This is a genomic window from Bradyrhizobium prioriisuperbiae (assembly GCF_032397745.1).
Taxonomy (GTDB): Bacteria; Pseudomonadota; Alphaproteobacteria; order Rhizobiales; family Xanthobacteraceae; genus Bradyrhizobium_A; species Bradyrhizobium_A prioriisuperbiae.
On the sequence record NZ_CP135921.1, the window covers coordinates 1718626 to 1744563 of the forward strand.

Here is a 25938-nt window from a genome sequence, read left to right on the forward strand (position 1 = left end):
CCAGCCGCGATCACACCACCGCGTCGCGCGGTGCGTCGGAGGGAATCGCGAGCGCGAGATAGAGCTCGTTGTCGCACATGACGAGTCCCTTGTTGGCGAACAGGTCCATCGCGGCGGCGATGTCGTCCGCGGACCAGGACAGGCCCAGCGTTTCCCTGATGTTCGCCGCGCTGAGGGGGCGATCGGCGATGGCGCGGTAGATCTGCGCGAACGGATCCTCGAACCGGGTGAACTGCGGTGATGTGGGATCACGGCCGTCGTCGATCTGTAGGAAGCCCGGCGACCAGCGGAAGGTGAGCCAGGGACGTTTCCTGTCCGCCGCCCAGGCCTGCGACCAGGCGGTGACGCCGGCACGGATCGGCTCCAGCACGTCGGCCGCAAGCTCGTCCGGAAAGACATGCTCAAAGAAGTAGGCGATCTGCTCACGCGCCACAGCGCCGGGATAGATGTAGGCAAGGCTGGCTTCGGGCCGCAGGCTCTGCACCGGGAAACGCGTGCGGTCGAAGTACAGCGGACTGAAACGCTCCAGCCACACGCGGGTGGCGCTCTCGGGCGGCTGCAGATGCACCAGATGCGGCAGCAGCGCCGCCTGCTGCTGGTAATCCTCCGCGCGCTCGCCGGGGAATCCCCACAACAGATTCCACCAGACAGCCACGCCGTAATAACGGCCCCAGCGCAGCAGGTTGACGTTGTGGGCGGCACGCACGCCCTTGTCCATCAGTTGCAGCACGTGGGAGCTCAGGGATTCGATGCCGGGCTGGATCGAGCGGATGCCGGCATCGCGCAGCAGCTTCACTTGCGCGCGGGAGATATTCGCCTTCACCTCGAAGAACAGTTCGTAGTGGCGCTCCTCCGAGGCGATGGCCGGGACCAGATCCCTGAAGAAACTCGCCGGCATGATGTTGTCGACGGCGTCATAGCGGAAGATGCCATGCCGCCGGGTCAGCTCGGCCAGCTCCGCCAGCACGCGCCCGGATGATTTCTGCCGATAGGTCATGGTGCTGCCGTTGAGGCCGCAGAACGTGCAGTGGTGCTTCTGCCCCCACCAGCAGCCGCGCGAGGTTTCGATCGGCACCGGCACGTTCGGCCGCTCGCCGGGCGCGATCAGCCCCAGCTCTTCGGCATGGCGGAAGAATTCGCCGTAACTTGGGATCGGCAGCCGGTCCAGATCGGCGATCAGCTTCTTCGCCGGTGTTGCCACAGTCGACCGGGCGAACACGCCGGGCACGTCGGAGGGCGATGTCCCCTCGCCCACCGCAGCCAGAAACGCCGGAAAGGCCTCGTCCGCTTCACCGTCGATGATGTAGTCGATCCATGTAAAGGACCGCAGCAGCTCCCGCCCCATGGCGCCTTCGAAATTCGCGCCACCAAACAGCGTGACGATGCCGGGGACACGCTCCTTCAGGCGGCGGGCCAGCGCCAGCGAGGCCACGTTCTGCTGGTAGGTGCAGGTGAAGCCGATCACGTCATAGCGTCCGGTGTCGATGACGGACTCGGCGTGATCGAGAAACGCCGGCACAAGCTCGTGGCGCATCCGTTTCAGCGCGTCCACGTTGAACCCGAATTTGTCCGCGAAACCGACAGCGACGGGAAAGTGGTGTGGAAACAGCGCCTCCCGATCCGGCGCGTCGTCGCGAAAGGCCGACGGGGCAAACAGCCAGTTGCCGACCTCGGGGCCACGATGGGCGCACAGCGCTTCATAAAAATCGCGCCCGACACGCGCCGCGAAATCCAAATTCAGGTGCAGGGTATCGACGGAAAATCCCTGCGCCTCGCCGATGGCGGACAGAAGCCCCAGTTGCGGCGAGGGCGTGCGCACCGAATAGAACGGCATGGAAATGAGCAGCGCCGCCGTTGTCTCTGGCCCGGGTGCGGCGCTTCGGTTCGCAGCCTCGGCAAGCGTTGGCTGTCCGGTTGGCATCATCCGATCACGGTTTCGCCGGCGGGTTAACTCGCACAATTCGCGCGCAAGGCCGCAGGACGCGTTGTCGAGGGGGGCGCGGATCGGGACAAATACTTGCATAAATGTGCGGAATTTCCTACTCTACTTTGCATTGCGAAAGACGATGAAGACCTAAGACCTTTGGTAGCTTGAGATTTTTGGACACTTGAGATTTTTGGACACCCTGGCGAAGCCACGGAGGCAGCGAATGTCCGATACTCTTGATTCATTTGAGCGCGGTTCTCTGGCCACCACACCCGAGCGCCGGATCTGGGAAACCCCGGTGCTGAAAATCCTGTCCCTGCGCGACGCCGCGAAAAATTATTTGAGCGGCACGCAAAAGATGATCTCGTCGCCGCCCTCGCCGCCACCGGCAGTGGTGCGCGTCAAGAGCGAGATCTCGACGGACAGGGCCAGCCAGCGGCTGGTGTAAGCCAATTCAGGGGTAGGTTTGGGGTCGACCATGTCACAGACGTCAGAGTGGCTGGTTCCAGAACGGGCCGGTGTCTGCGCGGACACCGGCGCGCTGCGCGTGTGGGAAGCGCCGGCGCTGCGGGTTCTGACACTGCGGGCCTGGATGAAGAGTGCGGCGACAAGCCGGACCGCATCCGCAGACGCGACCGCATCGCCACCGATGCCGGGGCCACTGTCGATGAACAAGGACGGCAGCACCTTCGACCTGCGCATGTCCCATCGCGACATGGGCAAGGGCGGCAACAACGCCGACGGCATGCAGCATAATCATAATTGACGGGACATCGTCTTCTGGCTCCGCGACGCGAAGACGTTTGCTTGTTTGCCGAGGCTTATCGCCTCTCTCTGCGTCGTCCCCGCGAACGCGGGGACCCAGTAAACGCAGGCCCTCGTGATGTGCTCCGCCTTCACTCCACTCACACCGGGCGTACTGGATGCCCGCGTTCGTTCGCGGGCATGACGGCGGTGGGCGGTGTGGCCACCCAGCGCAAAAGCCGGACGATGACACAGAAAATGTTGACGCGCCTTGGCCCACATCAATCCCCCTCACCGGTTCGCCGCTTCCACCCAGCGCAGGAAGTGGGCGGCGGCGAGGCCGCGGGTGAGGGCGAGGTGATATTCCTGGATGACCTTGTAGGTGTGCCAGTCGCCTGCCGGCCAAGTTGCCAGCGCGCCGCGGAGTCTGTCGAGGTCGATCGCCTTGCTCACAAGCGGTGAGGCCGCCAGCGTGTCGATCTCACGCGCGAGATCGTCGCGGCGTTTCTCCAGTTTCTCGTACCAGTCGGCGGACTGCAGCCCGCTCAGGCGATTGGTCAGCACCTCTTCGGGAATGAGGCCCCACATGGCGCGGCGGATCAGGGAGCGGTCGACATTCTCGGCGAGAAACTGTTCCGGCGGCACGCCGAGACAATAAGAGACGACATCGATGTCCGCGGTGGGATCGCGTTCCTCGACGCCGGTCATCGCCTTCACCGCGGCGTTGAAATCGCCGAGATAATCGATCGGGGTGAGGCTGTCGAACCGCTCACCCGGCCGGAACCGATAGAGAAAGTCATGACCGACATCCCGCGCCCGCGCCTCGATGCCCATGACAGCGGCATAGTCCGGCCGGATGACGCTGTGCTCCTGCCAGCGTGCGACACTGCCGCGATGGCGGCGATCGATCCAGTCGCCGAGACTGCACGGCAGCAGCGGATCGAGCAGCAGCTTGCGCAGCGACACCCAGCGGGAATCCGGTGACGCCCGGTAGAACTGCCGCCATTGCCGCCAGGCGGTGATCAGGCGGCCGCGCAGCAGGTGATCGACCGCCTGCGACCAGCCCGACCAGCTGATGGAGGTGTTGCCATAGGCGCCGCCGAGCAGCACCCGTGTGCCCTGCGCGCGCGCCAGCCGCGGAATCGCCAGCATCCAGCCGAGATTGCTGGGATTGCGCACCGGCCCCTCGAGAAAAAGAAACAGGCGCTCGAGATCGGCGAAATCGTCGCAGGCATCATTGCGCACATGGGTGACATCGATGTTGCCTGACAGCGCGGCGATGGCCTCCACATAGGGACACTCATCCGCATAACGCCCCTCCGGCACCGGGCCGTCGAAGCCCTCGCGCGGCACCTGGGTGAAGGCGGACAGCCGGCGGCCGCTCTCCGCCAGCGCGCGCGCCGCCAGCACCGCGACGGACGAGGAATCGAGCCCGCCACTGAGATAACAACCGACGGGATGGGCGCTGCGCAACTGCCGCCGCACCGCGCGATCCAGACACGCCCGCAGGCCCTCCGCATAAGCCCCGTCATTCGCCAGCCGCACCGGCGCGATCTCGTCCGGCGACCAGTAGCGGCGCAAGGACATGCGCCCGTCCGGCGTTACTTCAGCGAGATGCGCCGGCGGAAGACGAAACACATGGCGATACACCGTGGTGGCGTGATCGGCGTGATTGAGCACCAGGAAATCCGCGAATTTTTCCTCGTTGAACGCGCTGGTGACGCCATCGAACGCGAACAGGCCGGTGGGCATGGTGGCGAAGGCGAAGACGTGCTCCGTCTTCGTCCACATCACCACATGAAGCCCGAGGTGATCGCGCACCAGCCGCAGCACGTTGTTGCGCGGATCCCAGATCGCGGCCGCGAACGGACCGCGCAGCCGCGGCCAGATGGCATCGCCGAGCTGCTCCCAGGCCTGCAGCAGGATGCGCGCATCGGGCCAGCTCAGCGCGTCCGCAGGCGGCACGCCGATCAGCGCCAGCAGATCATCCCGATTGTCCAGCCGCAGATCGGCCGTGATGATGGCGCCGCTGGCGCCGCGCCAAGGCTGCCGGTCGAACGAATCCTCCGGCGTCATCCGCATCAGCACATGGGCGAGACCGGCCGGACCGGAGATGGCGGTGCAGGCCCGATCCGGCCCATGCGCGCGCAGGGCATTGGCAGCGCGTCCCAGCTCGCGCGGGCTGACCGGCGCGCCGTCAAACCGAAGCAGTCCGGCGATGCCGCTCATGCGGGACGAGACCCGATCATGGCAGCTCCCCGCCGAACTCGGCCAGGCGCGCAAGGCGCGGCGCCGGCGCACCGCCGACCACCACCTTGCGGCCGACTTCCACCCAGGCCTGCGGCTTCAGCGCCTCGCCTTCACTCAACACGCCAAGACACAGACGGCTGGCGATGCCGCGCCGGCGCAGCATGGTGTGCGCGGCCAGCGCCCGCGCCAGATCAGGCCCGCGCAGCCATCGCCATGCGCTGGCGGCATCGATCGCCCAGGACACCCAGGCGGTCTCATCAGCGGCAAACCGGTTGCGACGAATCCTGCGGTTCGCAAAGGCGAACACGCGCTCGGGCGACAGCAGGCGCACGCCGAGGCGCGCGGCAACAAGCAGGACGGCGGCCTCCGTGAGATAATTGCGCCGCCGCGTGCCGGCTTTCATCCGGATCGGCCTTGCGACATCCGTTGAAGCTCGCCGGGATCCGGCACCCGCAGCAGCCCGTTGCTCAGCATCTGCTGCAGGAACGCGTGAACCTCGGCTGCGAGCACATCGGCCTCGACCTGATACAGCTGCGCCAGCGCCTGGCAGACCTCGCCCACGCTGCGCGGCTGGGCCAGCATCGCCCAGATCTCGCTGCCGACCTTGTTCAGCCCGAAATACGCGCCGGCGCGCGCGCTGAGCATCATCACTTCCTCGCCCTGCGTCGTGCGGGTGGGCTCGCTATCCTGCACCAGGAGCGTATCGGCGGTCAGCGGCACGGTCGCAGGACCTTTGTCGCGCTGACGATAATCGTTCCGTTGCAATAGCGCTGCATGCGGGTCTCCCCGTCGGCGCGCCCGCATGGCAATTCAAGGTGGCGGGCCGCTTGAGACAAAAAATTCACTCGGAATTCCGGGAAATTGTAGCAGCGGAGGACCACCATTTCAAAGAGAGTTTGACGTCGGCCCGTGAAACGCGCCAGACTTGGCGCTGTCAGATTTGTGCGAGCCCGGAGATGCGCGATGCAATCCCTGCCGTCCCACAGTCCCGCCCCACACGACTTTGCTGAAGCAGCAGTTCTTGAAGCCCCAACTCCTGAAACACCAATTCTTAAAGCGCCATGGCTCGATTTCCTGTGGCTGGAGCTGACCCACAAATGCAATCTGGAATGCGTGCACTGCTACACCGACTCCAGCCCCACCCGCGCGCTGCATGGCGGCCTGATGGAGGCGGACTGGCGGCGCACCATCGATCAGGCGGCGGGACTCGGCTGCCGCAAGCTGCAGTTCATCGGCGGCGAGCCGACGCTGCATCCGGCGCTGCCCGACCTGATCCGGTTTGCGCGGGACAGCGGCTTTGACTGGATCGAGGTCTACACCAACGGTTTGGCGTTCAGCCCGCGGCTGCGCGCGGCGTTTGTCGACCACCGCGTGGCGTTGGCGTTTTCGATCTACGCGGCGACGTCGCTGCCGCACGACGCCGTCACCCGACGCGCCGGCAGCCACACCCGCACCATCGCCAATCTGAGGTGGGCGCTCGCCGCCGGCCTGGACGTGCGCACCGGCATCATCGCCACCGGCCTGAACCCGGAGGTGACGGCGACCCGGCGCTTTCTGCAGCAACTGGGCGTGCGGTCGATCAACATCGACAGCACCCGCGCGATGGGACGCGGCGGCGCGGCGGCAGAGGTTTCCACCGCAGCCAATTCCACCGCAGCATTATGCGGCCGGTGCTGGGAGGGCAAGCTGTGCATCACCGCCGATGGCCAGGCGATGCCCTGCACCTTTGCGCGGCAGTTTACGGTGGGGCATATCACCGCCGGCCTGGACAGCGTGCTGCGCGGCGCACCGCTTCAGCAGTTCCGGCACCGGCTGCGGGCGGAGCGCGGCGCGCGCGGCAGCGGCGGCCACGCGTTTTCGCCGATGGCGGAATGCGGACCGGTCACCCCGAACTGCGTTCCCCTCGGCGACCCCTGCTCTCCGGAAGAATTCCACCCCTGCCTGCCGATGGGCGGCCGCCCCTGCGTTCCGCAGGAAGGCCCCTGCACCCCCGAAGTGCCGCCCTGCGGCCCCGAAGGCGGCTGCAACCCGAACGCGCCGCCGTATTAGGAGCTCTGGAAGCTCTCCCGTCGCCAGCAAGAGCCGAGCGCGACCTAGTATCTCGCGCTCAATCCGACCAGCCATCTCTGCACCGGAAGAGCGGTGTCCTCGTCACGGCCCTTGGTATAGCTCGCTTTCAGGCCGACATATTTCTTCTCGTCGAAATTGTAGGTGAGCGAAGTTTCGAAAAACGACAGATTTCGAACGCTTCCGGCAAAGCCGTAGAGATAGGTTTCGGCCACCACCAGCGTGAAGGACGGGCCGCTGGAATCGGTCGTCAGGGCGAATCCGACACGAGATCCGGCGCGCCCGAAACTTCGATTGACCAGGCTTTCAACCGGATCGTTGCCGCGATCAGTGTAGTAGCCCATGTCCGCGCGCAGATCGAACAGGATCTCCGCGTAGGCGGATAGCCAGAACGGTATCGGGCGCGGATCGTTGAGGTTCATGCCGCCATTGGAGACGTCGAAGGCGGTGAATGGCCTGTAGAGTAGCGTGAGGCTGGCGATCTGGCTGTGATCCTTGGTGTTCTGGAGAAACTGAGGTTTTGCTGCGATGGTCTGAACCAGCACGTCTCAGGGGATGGTCGTTGTGAACATCATGCCGCCCGCGACGAAGCTTGTGGGATCCCGCGACTGCGCTTTTCCCTCCGTATCGGTGATCGATTGATAGAACGACACGTAAGGGACCGCGGCGGTGAAGCCGGACTCGAACGCATATCCGACCGCGCCCGTCAGCTTGTAGTTCTGTGTCTTCGTGGTGCTGTGGTCGCCGGAAATCGTCGCCGTGGCCTGGCTGGTCGACGAGAACGAGGGATTGTCGCGGCGGATCAGGAGATCGTTGGAGACCCCGCGGACGCGCAGCGGGGAGCCATCGGCAGCTGCCTGCGACTGCTGTGTTGACCATGAATGTTTAGGATGAATGGGGGTGAGGAGGACGATGAACTCCACACTCTGCGTGTCATCGTCCGGCTCGACCCTACGAGATTCACACATCTTCACGCAGACTACGGACCTCACGTTGTCTTCAACGTCGTGGCCACTCGGCAAAGAGTCGTTCCCTCCCCCCTTGTGGGGGAGGGTTAGGGAGGGGGGTAACGATAGATCCGCAGCGTGAGTGATCGGCTGCGTCGCACCATCTCTCATGCAGGTCGCGATGATCATTCCGCTTGAACGGTCCGACCGGGTCGATTCCTGACATTTTGGACCGGGCTGATGCCTGACAGTATTCGGTCATTGTTTTGCTGTCGCTGCCGTTTTCTGCTGAACGCGGAACCGGGCGCGCGGGGGAGCAAAGCGGAGGAAACGGTGGTCACGATCGATCACCCCCAGATCCCGGTCGCAGAAGCGCAGGATGTGGCCGCCGGTGTCGCGTTCGGCGAGACCAACGAGTTCGCCTGCAAGCGCTTCACCGACGAACACGAGCTCGCCGCGCCATTTGATTTCGCCGGAGGAACGCACACGGCGGACCTCATGATAAGCATCGTACCAGGGGTCATGGAGATGGCTCGGCAGGGCGCGCGACGGCGACTGCCAGAGCTTGGCGGGCGGCGCTTGATCGAGAGCCTCGTGCGGCCGCTCCTGGTTGAAGTGGTGGCGGAAGACGTCGAACCGGCGCTGCTGCTCGGCAGCCGTTGCCGCCGGCGGTTTCGAGGTCTCAGCCTTCAGAGTGCGGTGCATGCGCTCGTGCCGGGCGTTGTCCTGCGGACTCGCCGGCGGGATGTAGTGCGGCTCGATGCCGAGCTTGAGCCACCACACCGAGAGTGCCGAAAGGCCGCCCGCCCCCGTGGATCCGAACGGTGTACCGTTATCGGAGCGGATCGCATCGGGAAGGCCAATGTCCGCGAAAACGCGTTCCAGCGCGCCTTTAACGCCAGCCCAGGTCGGATCGACGATGCGGACCTCGACAAGAAAGCGGCTCGCAGCATCCGTGATGGTGAGCGGATCGCAGCGTGTCCCGTCGCGGGTTCGAAACCAGCCCTTAAAGTCGATCGACCATTCCTCATTGGGGACGCTTGCCGGCGCCACCACCTCGCCCTGTGCAATCGCTCGACGTCGGCGACGGCGTGTCTCGACCAAGCCTTCCCGCTTCAGGATGTCGCCGATCGTCGACGCCGCAGGCCAGTCGATCTCGGGCCGCCCGCGCTCAAGCCATGCCTTGACCTTCTTCGGGCCGAAATGCGGGAACCGTCGCCGTGTCGCGATGAGGCAGTCGGCCAGTTGGCTAGCCGTCGCATGCGGACAGCTCTCCACCGCGTGGCTTCTCTCCTCGAACCAGTGCGGCTCCCCGCTCGCGCGGCGGCGCTTCCACACGTAGAAGGTCTCCCGGCTGATGCCATACCGCGCGCACAGCTCCGTCACCGAAAATGCTCCCGTCTCGTACTCCCGAAACAACGCGATACGCTCCTCCATAGGACTGCTCTCCCTGAAAGGCATCGCCTGATCCTCCATCGAATCAGACGAAGCTTGCCTGTCAGGAATCAACCCGGGTCAAATTGTCAGGACTCAGCCCAGTTTGTACCAACACGCGGCCCCCCCTCCCCACCCTCCCCCACAAGGGGGGGAGGGAGCCGCAAAATCATCGTCTCGAAATCAAGACGTCGCGGATCGAGATGTGTGCATATCGTAGGGTCAAGCCGGACGATGACACTGAGTTTGGTGAAGCATTTCGACCTCCACAGCCGTCATGCCTGCTCGCCAGCGTGCAGCGCAACACCACCTCCGCCGTATTGAGCTTCCCGCGCCCTCTCCCCATATCGTGCTGATCAGGGAGTGCTTGCCGTGCGGATGCTCCGGGTGGCCCTTGTGATTGCGGCGGCGGTGATGGCGCTGATGATGGCGCCGCGGCCGGCGGCGCCGGCGGAGAGCAAGCCGCTGGCGCTGACGGTGGGGATTGACGGCGCGATCGGGCCGGCCACGGCGGGTTATGTGCGGGACGCGCTGAAGACAGCCCAGGAGCGGCGCGCCGAACTTGTCATCCTGCGGTTGAACACCCCGGGCGGGCTCGCCTCCAGCATGCGCGAGATCATTGTGGATGTGCTGGCCTCGCCGGTGCCCGTGATCGGCTATGTCGCGCCCTCGGGCGCCCACGCGGCTTCCGCCGGCACCTATATCCTCTATGCCACCCACATCGCCGCGATGGCGCCGGGCACCAACATCGGCGCCGCGACGCCGGTGGCGATCGGCGGGCCGCTGCCGGGCCTGCCGGGCGCGGGCCAGGACAAAGACAAGGACAAAGACAAGGACAAGGACAGCAAGGACAAGGACGGCGACACCAAGGCCGCGCCAAAGGATGCGATGACGGCGAAGGCCACCAACGATGCGGTGGCGCTGATCCGCAGCCTGGCCGAGCTGCGCGGCCGCAACGCCGACTGGGGCGAGAAGGCGGTGCGCGAGGCCGCGACCCTCACCGCCAATGGCGCACGCGACGCCCATGTCATCGAGCTGATCGCGCGCAGCGAAGCGGAGCTGTTGCAGCAGATCGACGGCCGCACCGTGGAGCTGGCCGGCGGCGCCACGCACACGCTCGCCACCAAGGACATCACCGTGGAGACCATCGAGCGGGGATGGATCGCGCGCTTTCTCGGCGTGATCACCGATCCCAATGTGGCGTTCATTTTGCTCCTGGTCGGCCTGTACGGCCTGTTCTTCGAGGTGACCACGCCCGGCGCGGTGGCGCCCGGCGTGATCGGGACGATCTGCCTGTTGCTGGCGGCCTATGCCCTGAACATGCTGCCGATCAATTATGCCGGCCTCGGCCTGGTGCTGCTGGGCATCGCGCTGCTGGTGGTGGAAGCCTTCAATCCCACCGTGGTGCTCGGCCTTGGCGGCGTTATCGCCTTTGTGCTCGGCGCGCTGCTGCTGTTTCGCACCGACGCGCCGGGCGTTCGCGTCTCCTGGCCGGTGATCGCGACGGCGGCGGCGATGTTTTTGGGCCTGATCGGTGTCGTGCTCGCCTCGCTGCGCCGCGTGCGCAACAGCCCGCCCAGCACCGGCGCCCACGCCATGCGCGGCCTTCCCGCGCAGGTGATCGACTGGTCGGGTGAGGGCCCGGTCTTTGAGGGCCATGTCTTCACCCAGGGCGAACGCTGGCGGGCGCACGGCGCCGAGGCATTCGCGCCCGGCGAGACGGTGGAGGTGGCCGACGTGACCAACCTGACGCTGGAGGTGCGGCGGCGATAGCCGCGGCGACGGCCGCGGAGGAGAGTTCGGGCTCGTGCTTTTGTGAGCCCCAGGAGGTGCCCCATGCTCGATTATGTCTCTGTCCTCGTGCTTGTCATCGTCGCGCTGGTGTTCTTCTCCCAGGCGATCCGCATCCTGCGCGAATATGAGCGCGGGGTGGTGTTCACGCTGGGGCGCTTCACCGGCGTCAAGGGGCCGGGACTGATCCTCCTGATTCCCGTGGTGCAGCAGCTGGTGAAGGTGGACCTGCGGGTGATGGTGGAGAACGTGCCGCCGCAGGACGTGATTTCCCGCGACAACGTGTCGGTGAAGGTGAACGCCGTGCTGTATTATCGCATTGTCGACGCCGAGCGCGCCATCATCCAGGTGGGCAACTACATGGCGGCGACCAGCCAGCTGGCGCAGACCACGCTGCGCTCGGTGCTGGGCAAGCACGAGCTCGACGAGATGCTGGCGGAGCGCGACCGGCTCAACGCGGATATTCAAGAGATCCTGGACCAGCAGACCGACGCCTGGGGCATCAAGGTGACCAACATCGAGATCAAGGACATCGACCTCAACGAGACCATGGTGCGCGCCATCGCCAAACAGGCCGAAGCCGAACGGCTGCGCCGCGCCAAGGTGATCAACGCCATGGGTGAACAGCAGGCCGCCGAGAAGCTGGTGGAAGCCGGCCGCATCCTGGCGCAGGAGCCGCAGGCCATGCAGCTGCGCTACTTCGCGGCGCTGCACGACATCGCCGGCGAGCGCTCATCCACGGTGGTGTTTCCGCTGCCGATGGATCTGCTCGGGCATTTGAACGGGCGGGGCAAGGGCGCGGGGTGAGGTGGCCGTGCAGGCTATCGTTACGGTGGACTCTCGAGGAAAGGATTGCGGATGTTCAAGCCATCGATGAGGCGGCCATGCTGCATATCCTCGCTGTAGAGAATATCGCATCCACCTTCGATCGCCGAGGCGACGATCAGCGCATCATAAAAGGAGAAACTATGATCGCGCGCCAGCGCGACCGCGGCTGCATGCGTGTCGGCGGTCAGCGGCAGGATGTCGGGAAACAGAAAGCGAAGAGAATGCAGCGCGGCCTCGACGATGGGCCAGTTCTGCCTTTGCTTGTTGCGCAACACGTTGGTGAATTCGTTCAGGACCTGGACGCTGATGACGCCGCCATCGGCAACAACCGCCAATGCACGTGCGCGCCGCGCATCCGTCGAATAAGCATAAATCAGGACATTGCTATCGAAGAACGCACTCACCGCTCATTCGCCTCGTCGCGGTCGAACTTGTAGCCTTCGGGCAGAGGAAAACGGAATTGCTCCATCCGCTTCAGAAACTCCGCGCGCTTGTCGACCTTCTCGACGGCAATCTGGCCTTTCGACGCCTCGACCACCTTCAGTTCGTCACCGGGGGCGAGACCGAGCTGATCGACCAGGGCCTTGGGCAATCGCACGGCCAGGCTGTTGCCCCACTTCGACACCTGCATGATCGCCTCCATGATATTCCAAAATTCATGTATATCATAAGCAGATACCATTTCAGTTCAAGGGGATCTAAGCCATTGATTTTACTTTTTAACTACGCAATCTCGCCGGCGGAGCGGATATCACCAGCACTCCAGCGCCTGGCTCTCGTGCCGCGTCTTCAAAGCCCAGGATACTTCCGCGTGATCGCCGCGCCCTTCTCCGTTTCCGCGCCTTGCGAAATCTCCCACCCCGGAAACGCCAGCAGATCATCCGCCATCTCGGTGATCACATCTTTCAGCTCCAGGCGCGCGAGCCAGGCGCGCGGGATCTCCTTCGCGCCCCAGAGCGCGCCGAGCAGATTGCCGGCGATGGCGCCGGTGGAATCGGAATCGCCGTCGTGATTGACGGCGAGCACCACGCCCTCGCGAAACCCCGGCGCCACCAGCGCGCAATACAGCGCGATCGCCAGCGCTTCCTCGCCGACCCAGCCCTGGCCGAGTTTGGCGATCGCCCGCCCATTCTCGCGCTTTGATGGCGCCAGATCGGAGGCCGCAAGATCCTCCGCGCGCAGAATGGCATCCAGCGTCTCCGCGTGATCCGGCGCGCGGCGCAGGCAGGCTTTGGCCACGACCAGCGCCTGCGCCAGCGGGACGCCCGCGACAAGTCCCTGCACCAGCACCGCGAGCACACCCGCGGGCAGCCATCCACTGGGATGGCCATGGGTGAGCGCCGCCAGCCGGACGCCGAGCTGGAATGTCTCAGACGGAGGCAAACCTTCTGGGGATGAACCTTGCGGCAGCCGCGCCGCGAACAGCCCCACCGGCGCCAAACGCATCACGCCGCCGCAGCCCTTGCTGTCATTGCGCGCGGGCGCGCCCAGCGCGGTCATGGCGTGCAGCGCCGCGAGACATGTGCGGCCGGGGCCGCGCCGCGCACTGAAGCCGATCTGCTCCACCAGCCATCCGGACGCCAGGGAGCGCGGCAGCAGTGGGTTGATCTCGCCCTGCGTCAGCAACCAGCGCAGATAGGCCGCTGACGTGGTGTCTTCGTAAGACGTGATGCCATTTAACGATCCGCGCACCCAGCCGCGCAGCAGGCCCTCGGCGGTGAACAGCGTCATCTGCGTATCATCGGTGATGGCGCCGACGCGTCCATACGCGGTATCGAACGCCTCGATGCCCCCGGGCCCATAAATGCGCAGGATCTTCTCCCGCGACATGAACTCGACCGGCGCGCCCAGCGCATCGCCGCAGGCGCCGCCGAGGAGACAGCCGCGAAAGCGGGAACGCAGCGCGGCCGGGGACAACCGCGACGTCCCAATCAACCGACCTTCCGTGCTCATGCCGCACGACCACTGGACGCTTCGCTCTGCATCAGCTGCGCTGAATCCTTGCCCCAGTGTTGCACCCGCCTCGTCGTGCGGGACGCTAGCGCGACCATGTATGTAGGCATCAAAGCCGCGAGACACTTGAAGGTTGCAGCAAAAACACTACCCTACGGTGATGGGGGAAAATACCGGCAATTTCAGCTTTCTCGAGGCGCACAGTCCTCAATTGGCCAAGCTTGGTCGGCTCGCCGAACGGTATTTCTTCGACGATCCTTCGACGGCCCTGGTCAAGCTGCGCCAGTTCGCCGAAATCACCGCCAAGGAAGTGGCCGCGCGGCAGGCCCTCCTTGCGGATAGCCGGGCAACCTTTGACGAGATTCTTCGCGCACTGCGGACCCGATCGGTCCTGCAACGCGAAATCGCCGATCTGTTTTATCACCTGAAGCGGACAGGGAACACCGCAGCCCATGAAGACCGCGGCACGGCGTCCGAAGCGCTGACGGCGCTCAAGATCGCCCGGGCCATTGGCGCGTGGTTTCATCAAACCTACGGCAACGCGCCATCGTTCCGGCTGGGGCCGTTCGTGCCACCGACTGCTCCCGTCGATGCGAGCGCAATCCTGCGAGGGGAAATCGCCACCCTGCGCCAAGCCGTCGCAGCCAGTGCCGACGCCGAAGCGAAGGCCCGGCTTGCGGCTCAGGAGGCGGAGGCTGCCCGTCGCGAGCTCGAAGGACGCGCCGAAGCGGAAGCCCGTGACCGGGCCTTCTGGGAGACATATGCGGGAGAGACCGAGGCCGCGCTGCGTGCCGCCGAACGCTCGCTCGCGAACACGCAGGCCGAGGCCGCCGCCGCGCCTGCACAACAGCTCGAGTTGCTTGCGCAGGCAGCCGTCAAGAGCTCCGAAGACGTCGTGCTCGATGAGGCGACCACGCGCGTCATCATCGACGAGCAGCTACGCGCCGCGGGCTGGCGGGTCGACAGTGCGCTGCTTCGTCATGCAAGCGGCATCCGCCCTGGACCCGCGGAAGCGATCGCGATTGCCGAATGGCCGACCGAGAGCGGTCCCGTGGATTACGCGCTGTTCGTAAATGGCCGTTGCGTCGGCGTTGTCGAAGCCAAGCGCCAGATCAGCGACGTGCCCGGCCGCATCGGGCAGGCCAAGCGTTATGCGCGCGGCATCACGCTGACCACGGACGAAGTGCCGTCCGGCGGCCCTTGGATTGATGGCGATGATCGTTTTCGCGCGCCGTTCGTGTTCGTCACCAACGAGCGTCCCTATGTCAAGCAGCTCGCCACCAAGTCGGGCACGTGGTTCTGGGATGCACGACACAAGACCAACCCGCGGGCGCTAGCCGAATGGTTCTCGCCGCGCGACCTGACCGAGCGGCTGGAGCAGGAGATCGGCGAGGATGTCGCCGGTTTCGCCGAACGCGAGCTCGGCGTCACCGGGTTGCGCCCCTACCAGCAGGACGCGATCCGCGCCGTCGAGGAGGCCGTCGCCCGAGGGCAGGATCATATCCTGCTCGCCATGGCCACCGGCACGGGAAAAACACGCCTTGCCATCGCGCTGATGTACGAACTCCTGCGCACCAAGCGCTTCCGCCGCATCCTCTTCCTGGTGGATCGCAATGCGTTGGGGCGCCAGACGCTAGATGCCATGAGCAACACCGACACCAGCGGCTTTCTCAAGTTCGATCAGGTGTTCCCGATCGCCGACATGGCGCGCAAATTCCCGGAGGCAACCGACCGGGTGCAGGTGGCGACGGTACAGGCGATGATCCGCCGCATCTTCGACGATCCCGATGCGGAACGGCCGACGCCGGGCACTTATGATCTTATCATCGTCGACGAGGCTCATCGCGGCTACACGCTGGACGCCGAACTGCGTGAGGAAGACCTCGGCTTTCGCAATCTCGCCGACTATCTCTCTGCTTACCGCCGCGTGCTCGATTATTTCGATGCGACGAAGGTCGCGCTGACCGCGACACCCGCGCTGCACACGCGCGAGATCTTCGGAGCACCCGCGTTCCACTACGGCTACCGTCAGGCCGTGATCGACGGCTACCTGATTGATCATCGTCCACCGCGCCGCATTACGACAGCGCTCAGCCAGACGGGGATCAGCTTCGACAAGGGCGAAGAGGTCAATATCGTCGATCCCCGCACGGGGCAGATCGACCTCTTCAATCTCGATGACCAGGTCGATTTCGAGGTCGCCGAATTCAACAAGAAGGTCTACACACGCCCCTTCAACAGGGCGGTGGCCGAGGCGATCGCGGCCGAGTGCCCACCCGACCAGCCCGGCAAGACGCTACTGTTCGCCGCGCGCGACGACCACGCCGATATCCTCGTCGACGAGCTTCGCATCGCACTGAGCGCGGAGTACGGGCCGCAGCCGCACGATCTGGTCGAGAAAATCACCGGATCGGTCGACAAGCCGCTCGATCGCATCAAAGCGCTCAAGAATGATCCGCGCCCCAAATATGTCGTCACCGTCGACCTGCTGACGACCGGCATCGATGTCCCACCGATTGTCAACCTGGCCTTTGTTCGTCGTGTCAACAGCCGCATCCTTTACGACCAGATGATCGGCCGAGCCACCCGCCGCTGCGACGAGATCGGCAAGGAATATTTCCGGATCTTCGACGCCGTCGACATCTACGCCAATCTGCAGGAGGTGACGGACATGCGGCCGGTGGTGGTCGACCCGGCCCTTAGCTTCACCACGCTGGCCGCCGATCTGGAGCGTGCCACCACCGATATCGACCGTGCGTTCGTGCGCGATCAGATTGTGGTCAAGCTGCGCCAGCGCCTGCGCCACATCGACGAGACCCGACGCGAAGCGCTCGAGGCGGTGCTGGGGCCGTTCGATGGCCTGGCTGACCGCCTCAAGTCTGCGCCGCCCACCGACACCATCGCATTGTTCCAGCAGCACCCGTCGCTCGCGGCAGTTCTCGATGCTGCCAACCCTGCACGCCCTCGCGACGGCATCTATATTTCCGAGCATGAAGACGAGCTTGTCTCGGTCGCGGACAACTATGGCGGCAAGGCTACGCCCGGCGACTATATCGAGAGTTTTGAGGCGTTCGTCCGCGCTAATATGAACGCGGTGCCCGCCATGATCGCGGCGACTCAGCGCCCACGCGAGCTCACCCGCAAGGAACTGAAGGAACTGGCCATCCTGCTCGATTCCAAGGGGTTCTCCGAGGCCAACCTGCGCCGCGCCTATGGCAGCGCCCGCAACGCCGACATCGCCGCGCATATCATCGGTTTCGTCCGCCAGGCGGCGGTCGGTGACCCGCTGGTGCCTTATGAGGCGCGGGTTGAGAACGGAGTGCAGCGCATCCTCGCGAGCCGGGCCTGGACATCCAAGCAGAAGCAGTGGCTCACCCGTATCGGCCGCGTCCTGAAGGCTCAGCCGGTCGGCGATCCCGAAATCCTCTCTGATCCACTGTTTGCACAGGCCGGTGGCTTCGAAGTGGTCGACCGTGCGTTCGATTCCGGGTTAAGGGAAGTGCTTAAAGACCTGAACGCTGCCATCTGGGACGGCGGCAGGGTCGCATAACGAAAGAACCGTGATGAACCCGTCCGCTGATCTCGTGAACAAGCTCTGGCGTCTTTGCTCGCTGCTCCGCAAGGACGGGGTGACGTACCAGCAGTATGTCACCGAGCTCACCTACCTGCTATTCCTCAAAATGGCGTCCGAACAGAAGGACGAAAGCCGCATTCCGGAGCAGTACCGTTGGAGCGCGCTGAAAGGCGCGAGCGAGACCGAGGTGCTGCAGCGCTACAAGCAGGGGCTGATCGACCTGGGTGACGGAACCAAGGTCGCTGATCGCTCGGTGGTGGCGATTTTCCAGAATGCGGCGACGATCGTCCGCGAGCCGGCGAACCTGCGTAAGCTGATCGACGCCATCGATGGCCTGCACTGGTTCACCGAAGAGCGCGACGCGTTCGGCGACGCCTATGAGGGCCTGCTGCAGAAAATGGCCGAAGAGACCAAGCGCGGCGCTGGCCAATACTTCACGCCACGTGCCCTGATCCAGGTGATGGTTCGCCTGATGCAGCCCAAACCGGGTGAAGTGATCCAGGACCCGGCAGCCGGCACCGGCGGCTTCCTGATCGCAGCCAACAGCCTCATGAAGGTGGCAACCGACGACTATTTCGAGCTCTCGCCTAAGAAGCAGACATTCCAGCTCCAACAGGCGCTTCGCGGAATCGAGAACGTGCCCGACACCTTTCGCCTGCTGCTGATGAATCTGCACCTGCACGCGATTGACCCGGACAATCTTGATCTTGCCGACACGCTGAGCCCGGCGGGAGCGCGACCGCAGTTTAAAAACGCCGACCTGATCCTCACCAATCCGCCCTTTGGCCCCGCTGGCGGCCCGCCGACTCGCGACGATCTGACGATTGCCGACCGGGTCTCGTCCTATCAGCTTCCCTTCGTCGAGCACTGCATCCGTGCGCTGAAGCTTGGCGGACGCGCAGCAGTGATCGTGCCGGACAACGTGCTGTTCGACGACGGGCGCGGTAAGCTGCTTCGCCAGCGGCTGATGAGCTGGTGCAATCTCCACACCATCCTGCGCCTGCCGATCGGCCTATTTTATGCCCAAGGCGTGAAAACCAATGTGCTGTTCTTCACCCGTGCCAACGAAGAAGCGCCGGCGGAGGACACCACGAAGGAGGTGTGGATTTATGATGCCCGCTCGGGCGCGCCCCAGTATGGCAAGACAAACCCGTTCAAGGCCGCTGATCTCGACGACTTTGCCGCCGCTTACGGCGACGATCCGCGCGCCGCCGCTCCACGCATCGACCAGGGCGAGGAAGGCCGCTTCCGCCGCTTCACGCGCGCAGAGATCGCTACACGCGGCGACAATCTCGATATTAGCTGGCTGAAAGACACCAGCGCTGAGGCCGAGGATGGCCTCGATACGCCGGAAGACATCGCAGCGGCAATCGAGGGGCATCTGAAGTTGGCGCTGGAGGAAATTGGCGCGCTAGTGAGTGAGCTGGAGAGCGAGAGCACTGGAGTGAGGGTGGAGACCGCGGAGGCGGCAGAGTGATGCTACCGAGCGGTTGGGTTCAAACTGCGCTAGGTGACCTTTTATATAAGGTCGAGGCCGGCAAAAACATGCGCTGCGAGGAACGCCCGCCACGCGGGGGCGAGCTAGGAGTGGTGAAAGTGAGTGCCGTAACCTGGGGGCGCTTCGATGCTAGTCAATCGAAGACCTTGCCGCCAGAATACAGGCCACCAGAACAGGCAAGAATCCATGCGGGCGATCTCTTATTTTCCCGTGCCAATACGCTAGAACTTGTTGGCGCGGTGGTTTTGGTCGAAACCGAGCCTGACGGATTGTTTCTCAGCGACAAAATTCTTCGCCTCGTCGTGAACGAGGATACAAAGAAGTGGGTATTATTGGTTTTGCGATCCGCGGTCGCGCGGAAACAAATCGAAGAACTGGCAACGGGCAACCAGTTTTCAATGCGCAACATCAGTCAGGATGCCCTGCGTCGTATTAAACATCCGCTCCCTCCTGCGGCCGAACAGCGACGCATCGTCACCAAGCTGGACAAGCTGACCGCGCACATCGCTCGCGCTCGGACGGAGCTGGATTGGGTACCGATGTTGGCGGATCGCGAGCGGCTAACAATTTTGCGCGCTGGAGTTACAGGCGACCTGACGGACAAGTGGCGTGAACGTGCGCAAACAGAGTCGGTCGCTCATTTGCTCACACGAGTAGCTGCACCCGAGCAAGGACGCGGCGGACGTGAAGCGACTGACAAGCTTATACCCGGCACCGCAGGACTGGCCGTGAATGATCCAGGCACCGTCCTCCCAGCGGGATGGCAATGGGTTCCCCTCCTGCGACTGGCGAAGCAAGAGACTGGACACACCCCAAGCCGTTCACGTTCTGACTATTGGAATGGCGGCATTCCCTGGATTGGAATCCGCGATGCTGGTGCACATCATGGACGTTCTATTGGTGAGACAATGCAGACGATTTCAGACGCTGGACTCGCGAACTCATCGGCTCGGCTATTGCCGACTGGCACCGTCTGCCTCTCTCGCACAGCATCCGTCGGCTATGTGACAATGATGTCGCGGCCGATGGCAACAAGCCAGGATTTCGCCACTTGGACCTGTACAGAAGCATTGTTGCCGGAATATCTCATGTTCGCGCTGATGGCTGAAGGTGACAACATCCGAAAATTCGGCATGGGGTCGACGCACACCACGATCTACTTTCCAGAGGTACGTGCTTTCCACATCGCCTTGCCGCCGATGGAAGAGCAGCGAGAGATTGTTAAACGCATTAGATCGGCGCTCGCTCACGCCGACCGCCTTGAAGCCGAAGCCGCCCGCACCAGCGCGCTGCTCGACCGGCTAGAGTCCATCATCCTTGCCAAGGCGTTCCGGGGCGAGCTGGTGCCGCAGGATCCGAACGACGAGCCCGCCAGCGTGCTGCTCGAGCGTATCCGCACCCCGCGCGCATCCGCACCTGCATCGAAGCGCGGCCACCGTACTGCTGCTGCCCAAGCATGATCCGGCTGACGGCATGAGTATTCCCGATTATCAGGCGCTGATGCTCCCCGTGCTTCGCCTCGCCGCGGCGGGCGAGACACGGGTACCCGACGTAGCCGACGCGATCGCCGACCAGCTCGGCCTCAGCGACGCCGAGCGCGCGGAGATGCTGCCCAGCGGCTGCTGCACAACCGCGTCCATTGGGCCAAGTTCTATATGAGCAAGGCCGGTCTCATCGACAGCCCCTCGTGTGGGCGCTTCACGGCCAGCGATGCAGGTAAAGCACTCCTGCAGTCGAATCCGCCCGCAATCGATGTGGACGTGTTGATGCGTTACCCGGCCTTCGTCCAGTTCTACAAGGCAAACGGCGCCTCGTCGTCGGATCAGACCTCTGCTGCCAAAGCAAGCGCGGACAATCCGGCAACCCCGGAAGAACAGATCGACGCGGCGCAAGCGATATTGCACGCCGCGCTCAAGACCGATCTGCTCCAGCGCATCCTGGCTCAGAGCCCCACTTTTTTCGAACGCGCGATCGTCGATCTCCTGATTGCCATGGGTTATGGCGGAAGCCACGAGGACGCCGCACGACGCCTTGGCCGCAGCGGCGATAACGGCGTGGACGGTGTGATCGACGAAGACCGCCTCGGCCTCGACCGCATCTATGTCCAGGCCAAGCGCTATGCGCCGCATGTCAGCGTCGGCCGGCCCGAAGTGCAGGGATTCGTCGGCAGCCTTGTCGGGCTCGGCGCCGGCAAAGGCGTGTTCGTTACCACTTCTATCTTCAGCGCGCCCGCGGCCGATTTCGTTCGGCACCTACCCCAGCGCATTATCCTAGTCGACGGTGATCGCCTGGCCGAGCTGATGATCGAGCACGGCGTCGGCGTGCGCGTGAGCCGCGCCGTAGAAGTGAAGCGAATCGACGAGGATTTCTTTGTCGAAGAATAAATGTTGCGCACCGCAACTGAAGAAAACGCCATTACCCGCTCCGAACAGCGCGCGCACGGATAAAATATTTCGGTGAATAACACGATACCGATGAGAAGCTGAAATATTCGAGGCGGAGCATCGAAGACGCACCATCCAGGTGCTCTCAAAGAGGTTCCTGATGTTGAAACCACTCAATGCGGAGCGCTTCTCCAAGCCATCATCAGAATTCGCTCCTGGCCCTGCTCCACAACTCAACTGGATCGACATCGACAAACTGGTGATCGATCACCAGTATCAACGTGGCATCAGTCGGCGCGGGGCAATCAATATCGCGCATATTGCCGATCAGTTCGACTGGTCAAAATTCGCCCCCGTTATCGTCGCACCGGTCGAGGGAGGACACTTCGCCGTCGTCGACGGCCAGCATCGAACAACCGCGGCCATGCTCCGCGGACTGTCCCAGGTGCCATGCCAGATCGTGCAGGCAGATCGCGCAAAGCAAGCCGCAGCTTATGCCGCGGTCAACGGCAACGTGACGAAAACGACTTATACGCAGCTCTTCCATGCCCGCTTGGCATCGGGCGAACAAAGAAGCCAGGCGATTGCCGAGGTTTGCGCCGCGGCTGACGTTGTTGTGCTGCGCACGAACACGACCCTGTCCAACATGAAAGTCGGTGAGACAAGCGCCGTGAATGCGCTGTTCAAATGCTACGAAGTCTACGGATATCAAACCCTGCTGTCCGCGCTGCGGTGCATTACACGAACGGCGGACGGCAATGCGGGCTATCTTCGGTCCACGGTGATCGAGGCCATTTGTATCGTCCTGCACAAGCACCCCGAGTGGCAGGCCGATGAGGAGACTTTATTGAAGTATATGGGGAAGTTCAGCTTCCCCGACGCATGGGGCGCAATCGTCGCCGGCCGAGATCAGATCTTCCCCAACACGGCCAAGTCCGACATGGCCGAGCGACTGGAGAAGCACCTTTCGCGCAGGTATTCTCACAACAGCAAGGCCCAAGCGGCTTAGGATTCGGGATGATGGCCCCTCCGCCGAGAGCGGCGGAGGGTTGGTCACGCTACCTACTGGATCGCGCCTTGTGTTCGCAACATAATCTTGCTTTTTAAGTTTTGCAAGATTATATCTATTCGACGGAGGCCTGCCATGGCGAATTTCATCGGAGGGCGTATCAAGGCCCTGCGCGAGGAGCGAAGCCTCTCGCAGGACGATCTCGCGCGCCTGTTCGGTTTCAAGGACCGTCAAACAGTTTCGGCGATCGAAACTGGCGAACGGCGCGTGACCGCCGAGGAGCTGGTCATTGCCGTCCAGAAGCTCGGAGCTCCTCTCGACTATTTCACCGATCCGTTTCTGCTCGTCGACGAAGGGCGCTTCTCCTGGCGGCGCCAAGCCGATGTCGGGCCGCAGCACCTGAAAGCCTATGAGCGCAGCGCCGGACGCTGGATCGCGGCCTTTCGCGTCATCGCTCCCCAGGTCGGCCGAACGGCACCGTTGCTGCGCAAATCGCTCGCGATCACGCGTCACCAGCGCTTCGAGGACGTCATGGACGCCGGCGATCGATTTGCCGACGAGCTGAAACTCGGCGAGGTGCCGGCACGGCGCCTTGTCGAGGTGATGGAACAACACCTCAGCATCCTCGTGCTCATGGTGGACGCGGTGCAAGGAATTTCCGGCGCCGCGTGCCGCTTGCCGGAACTGGATGTCGTGCTGATCAATCGCCATGAAGTCATCGGGCGTCGCAATTTCGACCTGGCCCATGAGCTTTTTCATATCCTCACCTGGGATTCCATGCCGCCCGAACATGCGGAAGACGCGCTGGAAACCGGCGGCAACCGCGTCGAGCAGCTCGCCAACATCTTTGCATCAGCGGTCCTCATGCCAACGCCGGTACTCGATCGGTTCGGTGACTGGTCCGATCTCGCCGAGGACGACCTGATCGATCGATTGAACAGCGCTGCGCACGCGCTTCAGGTGACGTCCTCGGCGCTGAAATGGCGGCTTGTTGCTGTCGGCCGATTGAAGCCGACCATGGCAAAGGCCATTCCGGACGCGGCTCTGCGCAACAATGGACGCGACGCCGCCCCGACCACGCCGCCTCCCCTGTACTCCAAACCATTCATGCAGGTGATCGCCCTGGCGATCGAACAGGGACGCGTATCGGAGCGGCGGGCAGCGGGACTGCTCGACCTGACGATGGACGATCTTGCCGACCTGTTCGCGACCCACGGGGTGCCGTCCCCGCTCGCGCTGTGAGGCGTCATGGCGCGGCACCGCGGTCCGGTCCTCGTCGATACCAACGCGATCCTGGAGTGCCACCGGGTTGGGGCGTGGCGCGCCCTGTCGAATGGCTACAGCCTCGAGACCGTCGAGGATTGCGTCATCGAGACCCAGACGGGTTTCCAGCGGCGCCGGCCGGAATTGCAGATCGACGCCGGACAGCTTCGCGCCTCACTCAAGGCGGTCCACGCGATCAACGATGCGCAACGCGCCGTGGTGGCGGTGCAGGCACCCGATATTGCACTGGATCTGGGTGAACAATCGTTGTGGGCTCATGCCCTCACACGCAGCGACGCGTGGGTGTTGTGCGGTCCTGACAGAGCCAGCATGCGCTTCGGTGTCCGGCTTGGACTGAGGGGGCGATTGATCGCCCTGGAGACGCTGCTGAGCGGCGCCGGGCATCGGCCGAAAGATGCACTCAAGCCGGCCTACACGACGAAGTGGCTCAACAAAACTCTCGAAGAGCTGTTCCTTTCGGAAGGATTCGGCCGATCATAATATAATCCTCGATATTCCTGCCCTTCCGACCGCCGTCGAACAGACCCGATCACAGATGCTACCCCCGCGAGCCTCCTTTGAGCGAATATCAGTATTACGAATTCCAGGCGGTCGACCGGCCGCTTACCGAGGCGGACCGCGCGGAGCTGAGGAAGCTGTCGAGCCGGGCGCGGATCACGGCCACGAGTTTCACCAACGACTATCAGTGGGGCGACTTCAAGGGCGATCCGGCCAAGCTCATGGCGCGCTGGTTCGACCTGCATCTGTACGTGGCGAACTGGGGCAGCCATCGGCTGATGATCCGCCTGCCGCTGCGGTTGGTCGACCGGCGGCATCTCGACGACCTGCTCCGCGGCGTCGACGGCGCCACGCTGACGGCGGCCGGCGAGCATCTGGTGCTCGACATCATCCGCGAAGAGGTGGAGTCCGACGAGGAATGGGACGACGGCGCGGGCTGGCTTGCCGCGCTGGCGCCGCTGCGCACCGCGGTGCTCAGCGGGGACCTGCGGCTGTTCTATCTGCTGTGGCTGATGGCGGTGGAGGACGGCACGATTGCCGACGATGTGCCGGAGCCGCTGCCGGGGATCGGCCCGATGACCGGAGCGCTCGATGCGCTTGCGGACTTCCTCGGCATCGCCCAGGACCTGATCGACGTGGTGACCGAGGGCGGCGTCGGCCCGGCGGACGACGCAATGCCGCAAGCCTCCGTGCGAAAGCTGATCGCCGGCCTCTCCGACAACGACAAGACCAGCCTCCTTGCGCGCGTGTTCGCCGGCGAGCCGCATGTGGCGAGCGAACTGCGGGCCCTGCTCCGCAAACGACAAACGCCCCGCCCGCCCGCGGCGCGGGCGCGCACGGCCGGCGAGCTGCGGGCGGGCGCCGACGCCATGCACGAGGCGCGCGAGCAGCAGCGAAAGGAACAACGAGCGACCGAGGAGAGGCGGCAGGCCGCGGCGCAGGCCCGCGCCGAACGGACGCGGCTCGATGCCATCCGCACACGCGGCGAAGCAGCCTGGCACGAGGTGGAGACCGAGATCCAGCGCAGCAACGCCGGGGCTTATGCGCGGGCCGCAAACCTGCTGCGCGACCTCAAGGCGATCGCGGAGGCGGACGGCACGGCCACTGATTTCAGCCGGCGCCTGAGCGCGCTCCGCACGCGCCACGCACGCAAGGAGCGGTTCATCGCGCGATTGGCGGAGCTGGGATAGCGTGACGGAGTCGATGGCTGGCTTGCTTCGCTGTTGCGCGCGAGAGCCGTCGGCGTGATGCTGCGTTATGATGGGGTATCGCTGACATCATCATCGCTGCGGAGGTTTCCATCATGCAACGCCGAGATCTCGCCGAGGGCCCCACCTTCCTGGTCTGGGTGCGCGGGCTTACCGGCCCGCAGCCGCAGCTGTGGGGCGAGGATGCGTTTTACGGGCCGGTGGCGGAGCGCGAGCGGGTGGTGCTGGCGGTGCGGGCGCTGCGGCGGGAGGAAGCGGGGATGCCGCTGCGGGAGCTGGCGGCGAGGTATCCGGCGCCGGAGGGGTGATGGGGGGTGGCGCTGAAAATGGCGAGGCGCCTCGCAACACTCTGCTGTCATCGCCCGGCCTCGACCGGGCGATCCAGTACCCGGGGTGCGGATGGTGTGAGCGATGAGCTGGTGGCCACCGCGTCCGACGCTATCGTTCAACCACTGACCGCGCTGCCTACTGGGTCCAGCGACTCGGCTCCGCCGAGTCGCAGAGGTCGAGCCGGACGACGACACTGAGAGTATCGAAGCGCT

The 25938-nt window shown here is 64.3% G+C and carries 24 protein-coding genes and 1 pseudogene; 15 read left to right on the forward strand and 10 right to left on the reverse strand.

Translation table 11 applies throughout. From position 1 onward, the window contains the following. Window positions 1-10: 10 nt before the first annotated feature. Window positions 11-1834 (reverse strand): RiPP maturation radical SAM C-methyltransferase, encoded by a 1824-nt coding sequence (locus tag RS897_RS08025; protein ID WP_315836049.1) that lies wholly within the window; start codon window positions 1832-1834, stop codon window positions 11-13. 316 nt (window positions 1835-2150) lie between these two features. Here RS897_RS08025 and RS897_RS08030 point away from each other — a divergent pair, with 316 nt between their 5' ends. Together RS897_RS08030 and RS897_RS08035 are read left to right on the forward strand one after the other, a co-directional pair. Beyond that, the gene (locus RS897_RS08030; protein WP_315836050.1) at window positions 2151-2375 is read left to right on the forward strand and encodes a hypothetical protein; all 225 of its coding nucleotides are present in this window, start codon (window positions 2151-2153) and stop codon (window positions 2373-2375) included. 30 nt (window positions 2376-2405) lie between these two features. Next, on the forward strand, window positions 2406-2693 hold the full coding sequence (locus tag RS897_RS08035) for a hypothetical protein (RefSeq protein ID WP_315836051.1): 288 nt from the start codon (window positions 2406-2408) through the stop codon (window positions 2691-2693). 269 nt (window positions 2694-2962) lie between these two features. Here the strand turns inward: RS897_RS08035 and RS897_RS08040 are convergent, their stop codons facing one another. The 3 genes from RS897_RS08040 to RS897_RS08050 are packed head-to-tail and all read right to left on the reverse strand — an operon-like array spanning window position 2963 to window position 5686. Next, window positions 2963-4900, reverse strand: a complete 1938-nt coding sequence (locus tag RS897_RS08040) for an asparagine synthase-related protein (protein WP_315836052.1) — start codon at window positions 4898-4900, stop codon at window positions 2963-2965. A gap of 16 nt (window positions 4901-4916) precedes the next feature. Then, window positions 4917-5324, reverse strand: a complete 408-nt coding sequence (locus tag RS897_RS08045) for a lasso peptide biosynthesis B2 protein (protein WP_315836053.1) — start codon at window positions 5322-5324, stop codon at window positions 4917-4919. Continuing rightward, the gene (locus RS897_RS08050; RefSeq protein WP_315836054.1) at window positions 5321-5686 is read right to left on the reverse strand and encodes a PqqD family protein; all 366 of its coding nucleotides are present in this window, start codon (window positions 5684-5686) and stop codon (window positions 5321-5323) included. Before RS897_RS08050 ends, RS897_RS08045 begins: the two co-directional genes overlap by 4 nt. 198 nt (window positions 5687-5884) lie before the next feature. On the opposite strand from RS897_RS08050, the gene RS897_RS08055 reads away from it, so the two are divergent. After that, entirely contained in the window at window positions 5885-6970 is a 1086-nt protein-coding gene (locus RS897_RS08055) for a radical SAM protein (protein ID WP_315836055.1), read from the forward strand. 44 nt (window positions 6971-7014) lie between these two features. Here the strand turns inward: RS897_RS08055 and RS897_RS08060 are convergent, their stop codons facing one another. The 3 genes from RS897_RS08060 to RS897_RS08070 form a co-directional block, all read right to left on the reverse strand. Beyond that, window positions 7015-7533 carry a hypothetical protein gene (locus RS897_RS08060; protein WP_315836056.1) on the reverse strand — a complete coding sequence of 173 codons (519 nt, stop codon included), beginning with the start codon at window positions 7531-7533 and terminating at the stop codon, window positions 7015-7017. Window positions 7534-7536: 3 nt separating this feature from the next. Next, the gene (locus RS897_RS08065; protein ID WP_315836057.1) at window positions 7537-7962 is read right to left on the reverse strand and encodes a hypothetical protein; all 426 of its coding nucleotides are present in this window, start codon (window positions 7960-7962) and stop codon (window positions 7537-7539) included. 231 nt (window positions 7963-8193) lie between these two features. Then, on the reverse strand, window positions 8194-9372 hold the full coding sequence (locus tag RS897_RS08070) for an integrase core domain-containing protein (RefSeq protein ID WP_315836058.1): 1179 nt from the start codon (window positions 9370-9372) through the stop codon (window positions 8194-8196). Window positions 9373-9741: 369 nt separating this feature from the next. Here RS897_RS08070 and RS897_RS08075 point away from each other — a divergent pair, with 369 nt between their 5' ends. Then, window positions 9742-11142, forward strand: coding sequence for an NfeD family protein (locus RS897_RS08075; RefSeq protein ID WP_315836059.1), 1401 nt, complete (start codon window positions 9742-9744; stop codon window positions 11140-11142). Between the two features lie 63 nt (window positions 11143-11205). Next, entirely contained in the window at window positions 11206-11967 is a 762-nt protein-coding gene (locus RS897_RS08080; protein ID WP_315836060.1) for a slipin family protein, read from the forward strand. Window positions 11968-11987: 20 nt separating this feature from the next. Here RS897_RS08080 and RS897_RS08085 read toward each other — a convergent pair whose 3' ends face one another. From RS897_RS08085 to RS897_RS08095, 3 genes are all read right to left on the reverse strand, one after another. After that, window positions 11988-12392 (reverse strand): PIN domain-containing protein, encoded by a 405-nt coding sequence (locus RS897_RS08085; RefSeq protein WP_315836061.1) that lies wholly within the window; start codon window positions 12390-12392, stop codon window positions 11988-11990. Beyond that, complete coding sequence (locus RS897_RS08090; RefSeq protein WP_315836062.1) at window positions 12389-12619, reverse strand: AbrB/MazE/SpoVT family DNA-binding domain-containing protein; 231 nt, start codon at window positions 12617-12619, stop codon at window positions 12389-12391. The genes RS897_RS08085 and RS897_RS08090 overlap by 4 nt, the downstream gene beginning before the upstream one ends. A gap of 158 nt (window positions 12620-12777) precedes the next feature. After that, complete coding sequence (locus tag RS897_RS08095) at window positions 12778-13941, reverse strand: ADP-ribosylglycohydrolase family protein (RefSeq protein ID WP_315836063.1); 1164 nt, start codon at window positions 13939-13941, stop codon at window positions 12778-12780. A 133-nt stretch (window positions 13942-14074) separates the two neighbouring features. Here RS897_RS08095 and hsdR point away from each other — a divergent pair, with 133 nt between their 5' ends. The 10 genes and pseudogenes from hsdR (at window position 14075) to RS897_RS08145 (ending at window position 25704) form a co-directional block, all read left to right on the forward strand. Then, window positions 14075-17491: a type I restriction-modification system endonuclease gene (hsdR, locus tag RS897_RS08100; protein ID WP_315836064.1), complete on the forward strand. Its 3417-nt coding sequence runs from the start codon at window positions 14075-14077 to the stop codon at window positions 17489-17491. A gap of 13 nt (window positions 17492-17504) precedes the next feature. After that, window positions 17505-18992 (forward strand): class I SAM-dependent DNA methyltransferase, encoded by a 1488-nt coding sequence (locus RS897_RS08105; protein ID WP_315838559.1) that lies wholly within the window; start codon window positions 17505-17507, stop codon window positions 18990-18992. Between the two features lie 119 nt (window positions 18993-19111). Next, window positions 19112-20473, forward strand: a complete 1362-nt coding sequence (locus RS897_RS08110; RefSeq protein WP_315836065.1) for a restriction endonuclease subunit S — start codon at window positions 19112-19114, stop codon at window positions 20471-20473. Window positions 20474-20513: 40 nt separating this feature from the next. Next, window positions 20514-20686: pseudogene (locus RS897_RS08115) on the forward strand (winged helix-turn-helix domain-containing protein); the annotation flags it as partial. A 318-nt stretch (window positions 20687-21004) separates the two neighbouring features. Beyond that, window positions 21005-21397, forward strand: a complete 393-nt coding sequence (locus RS897_RS08120; RefSeq protein WP_315838560.1) for a restriction endonuclease — start codon at window positions 21005-21007, stop codon at window positions 21395-21397. A gap of 160 nt (window positions 21398-21557) precedes the next feature. After that, window positions 21558-22406, forward strand: a complete 849-nt coding sequence (locus RS897_RS08125; protein WP_315836066.1) for a DUF6551 family protein — start codon at window positions 21558-21560, stop codon at window positions 22404-22406. Between the two features lie 135 nt (window positions 22407-22541). Next, window positions 22542-23648, forward strand: a complete 1107-nt coding sequence (locus tag RS897_RS08130; RefSeq protein WP_315836067.1) for a helix-turn-helix domain-containing protein — start codon at window positions 22542-22544, stop codon at window positions 23646-23648. Window positions 23649-23654: 6 nt separating this feature from the next. Beyond that, window positions 23655-24170, forward strand: coding sequence for a hypothetical protein (locus RS897_RS08135; RefSeq protein WP_315836068.1), 516 nt, complete (start codon window positions 23655-23657; stop codon window positions 24168-24170). A gap of 77 nt (window positions 24171-24247) precedes the next feature. Then, window positions 24248-25378: a hypothetical protein gene (locus tag RS897_RS08140; protein ID WP_315836069.1), complete on the forward strand. Its 1131-nt coding sequence runs from the start codon at window positions 24248-24250 to the stop codon at window positions 25376-25378. A gap of 113 nt (window positions 25379-25491) precedes the next feature. Beyond that, window positions 25492-25704 (forward strand): hypothetical protein, encoded by a 213-nt coding sequence (locus RS897_RS08145; protein ID WP_315836070.1) that lies wholly within the window; start codon window positions 25492-25494, stop codon window positions 25702-25704. Window positions 25705-25938: the final 234 nt, after the last annotated feature.

Bases quoted from the DNA above. Each gene is read 5' to 3' on its own strand.
- RS897_RS08125 (WP_315836066.1), top strand. From the start codon at position 21,558: ATGTTGAAACCACTCAATGCGGAGCGCTTCTCCAAGCCATCATCAGAA.
- RS897_RS08035 (WP_315836051.1), top strand. From the start codon at position 2,406: ATGTCACAGACGTCAGAGTGGCTGGTTCCAGAACGGGCCGGTGTCTGC.
- RS897_RS08045 (WP_315836053.1), bottom strand. From the start codon at position 5,324: ATGAAAGCCGGCACGCGGCGGCGCAATTATCTCACGGAGGCCGCCGTC.
- RS897_RS08145 (WP_315836070.1), top strand. From the start codon at position 25,492: ATGCAACGCCGAGATCTCGCCGAGGGCCCCACCTTCCTGGTCTGGGTG.
- RS897_RS08120 (WP_315838560.1), top strand. From the start codon at position 21,005: ATGGGTTATGGCGGAAGCCACGAGGACGCCGCACGACGCCTTGGCCGC.
- RS897_RS08095 (WP_315836063.1), bottom strand. From the start codon at position 13,941: ATGAGCACGGAAGGTCGGTTGATTGGGACGTCGCGGTTGTCCCCGGCC.
- RS897_RS08135 (WP_315836068.1), top strand. From the start codon at position 23,655: ATGGCGCGGCACCGCGGTCCGGTCCTCGTCGATACCAACGCGATCCTG.
- RS897_RS08070 (WP_315836058.1), bottom strand. From the start codon at position 9,372: ATGGAGGAGCGTATCGCGTTGTTTCGGGAGTACGAGACGGGAGCATTT.
- RS897_RS08025 (WP_315836049.1), bottom strand. From the start codon at position 1,834: ATGCCGTTCTATTCGGTGCGCACGCCCTCGCCGCAACTGGGGCTTCTG.
- RS897_RS08080 (WP_315836060.1), top strand. From the start codon at position 11,206: ATGCTCGATTATGTCTCTGTCCTCGTGCTTGTCATCGTCGCGCTGGTG.
- RS897_RS08090 (WP_315836062.1), bottom strand. From the start codon at position 12,619: ATGCAGGTGTCGAAGTGGGGCAACAGCCTGGCCGTGCGATTGCCCAAG.
- RS897_RS08040 (WP_315836052.1), bottom strand. From the start codon at position 4,900: ATGAGCGGCATCGCCGGACTGCTTCGGTTTGACGGCGCGCCGGTCAGC.
- RS897_RS08030 (WP_315836050.1), top strand. From the start codon at position 2,151: ATGTCCGATACTCTTGATTCATTTGAGCGCGGTTCTCTGGCCACCACA.
- RS897_RS08105 (WP_315838559.1), top strand. From the start codon at position 17,505: ATGAACCCGTCCGCTGATCTCGTGAACAAGCTCTGGCGTCTTTGCTCG.
- RS897_RS08130 (WP_315836067.1), top strand. From the start codon at position 22,542: ATGGCGAATTTCATCGGAGGGCGTATCAAGGCCCTGCGCGAGGAGCGA.
- RS897_RS08055 (WP_315836055.1), top strand. From the start codon at position 5,885: ATGCAATCCCTGCCGTCCCACAGTCCCGCCCCACACGACTTTGCTGAA.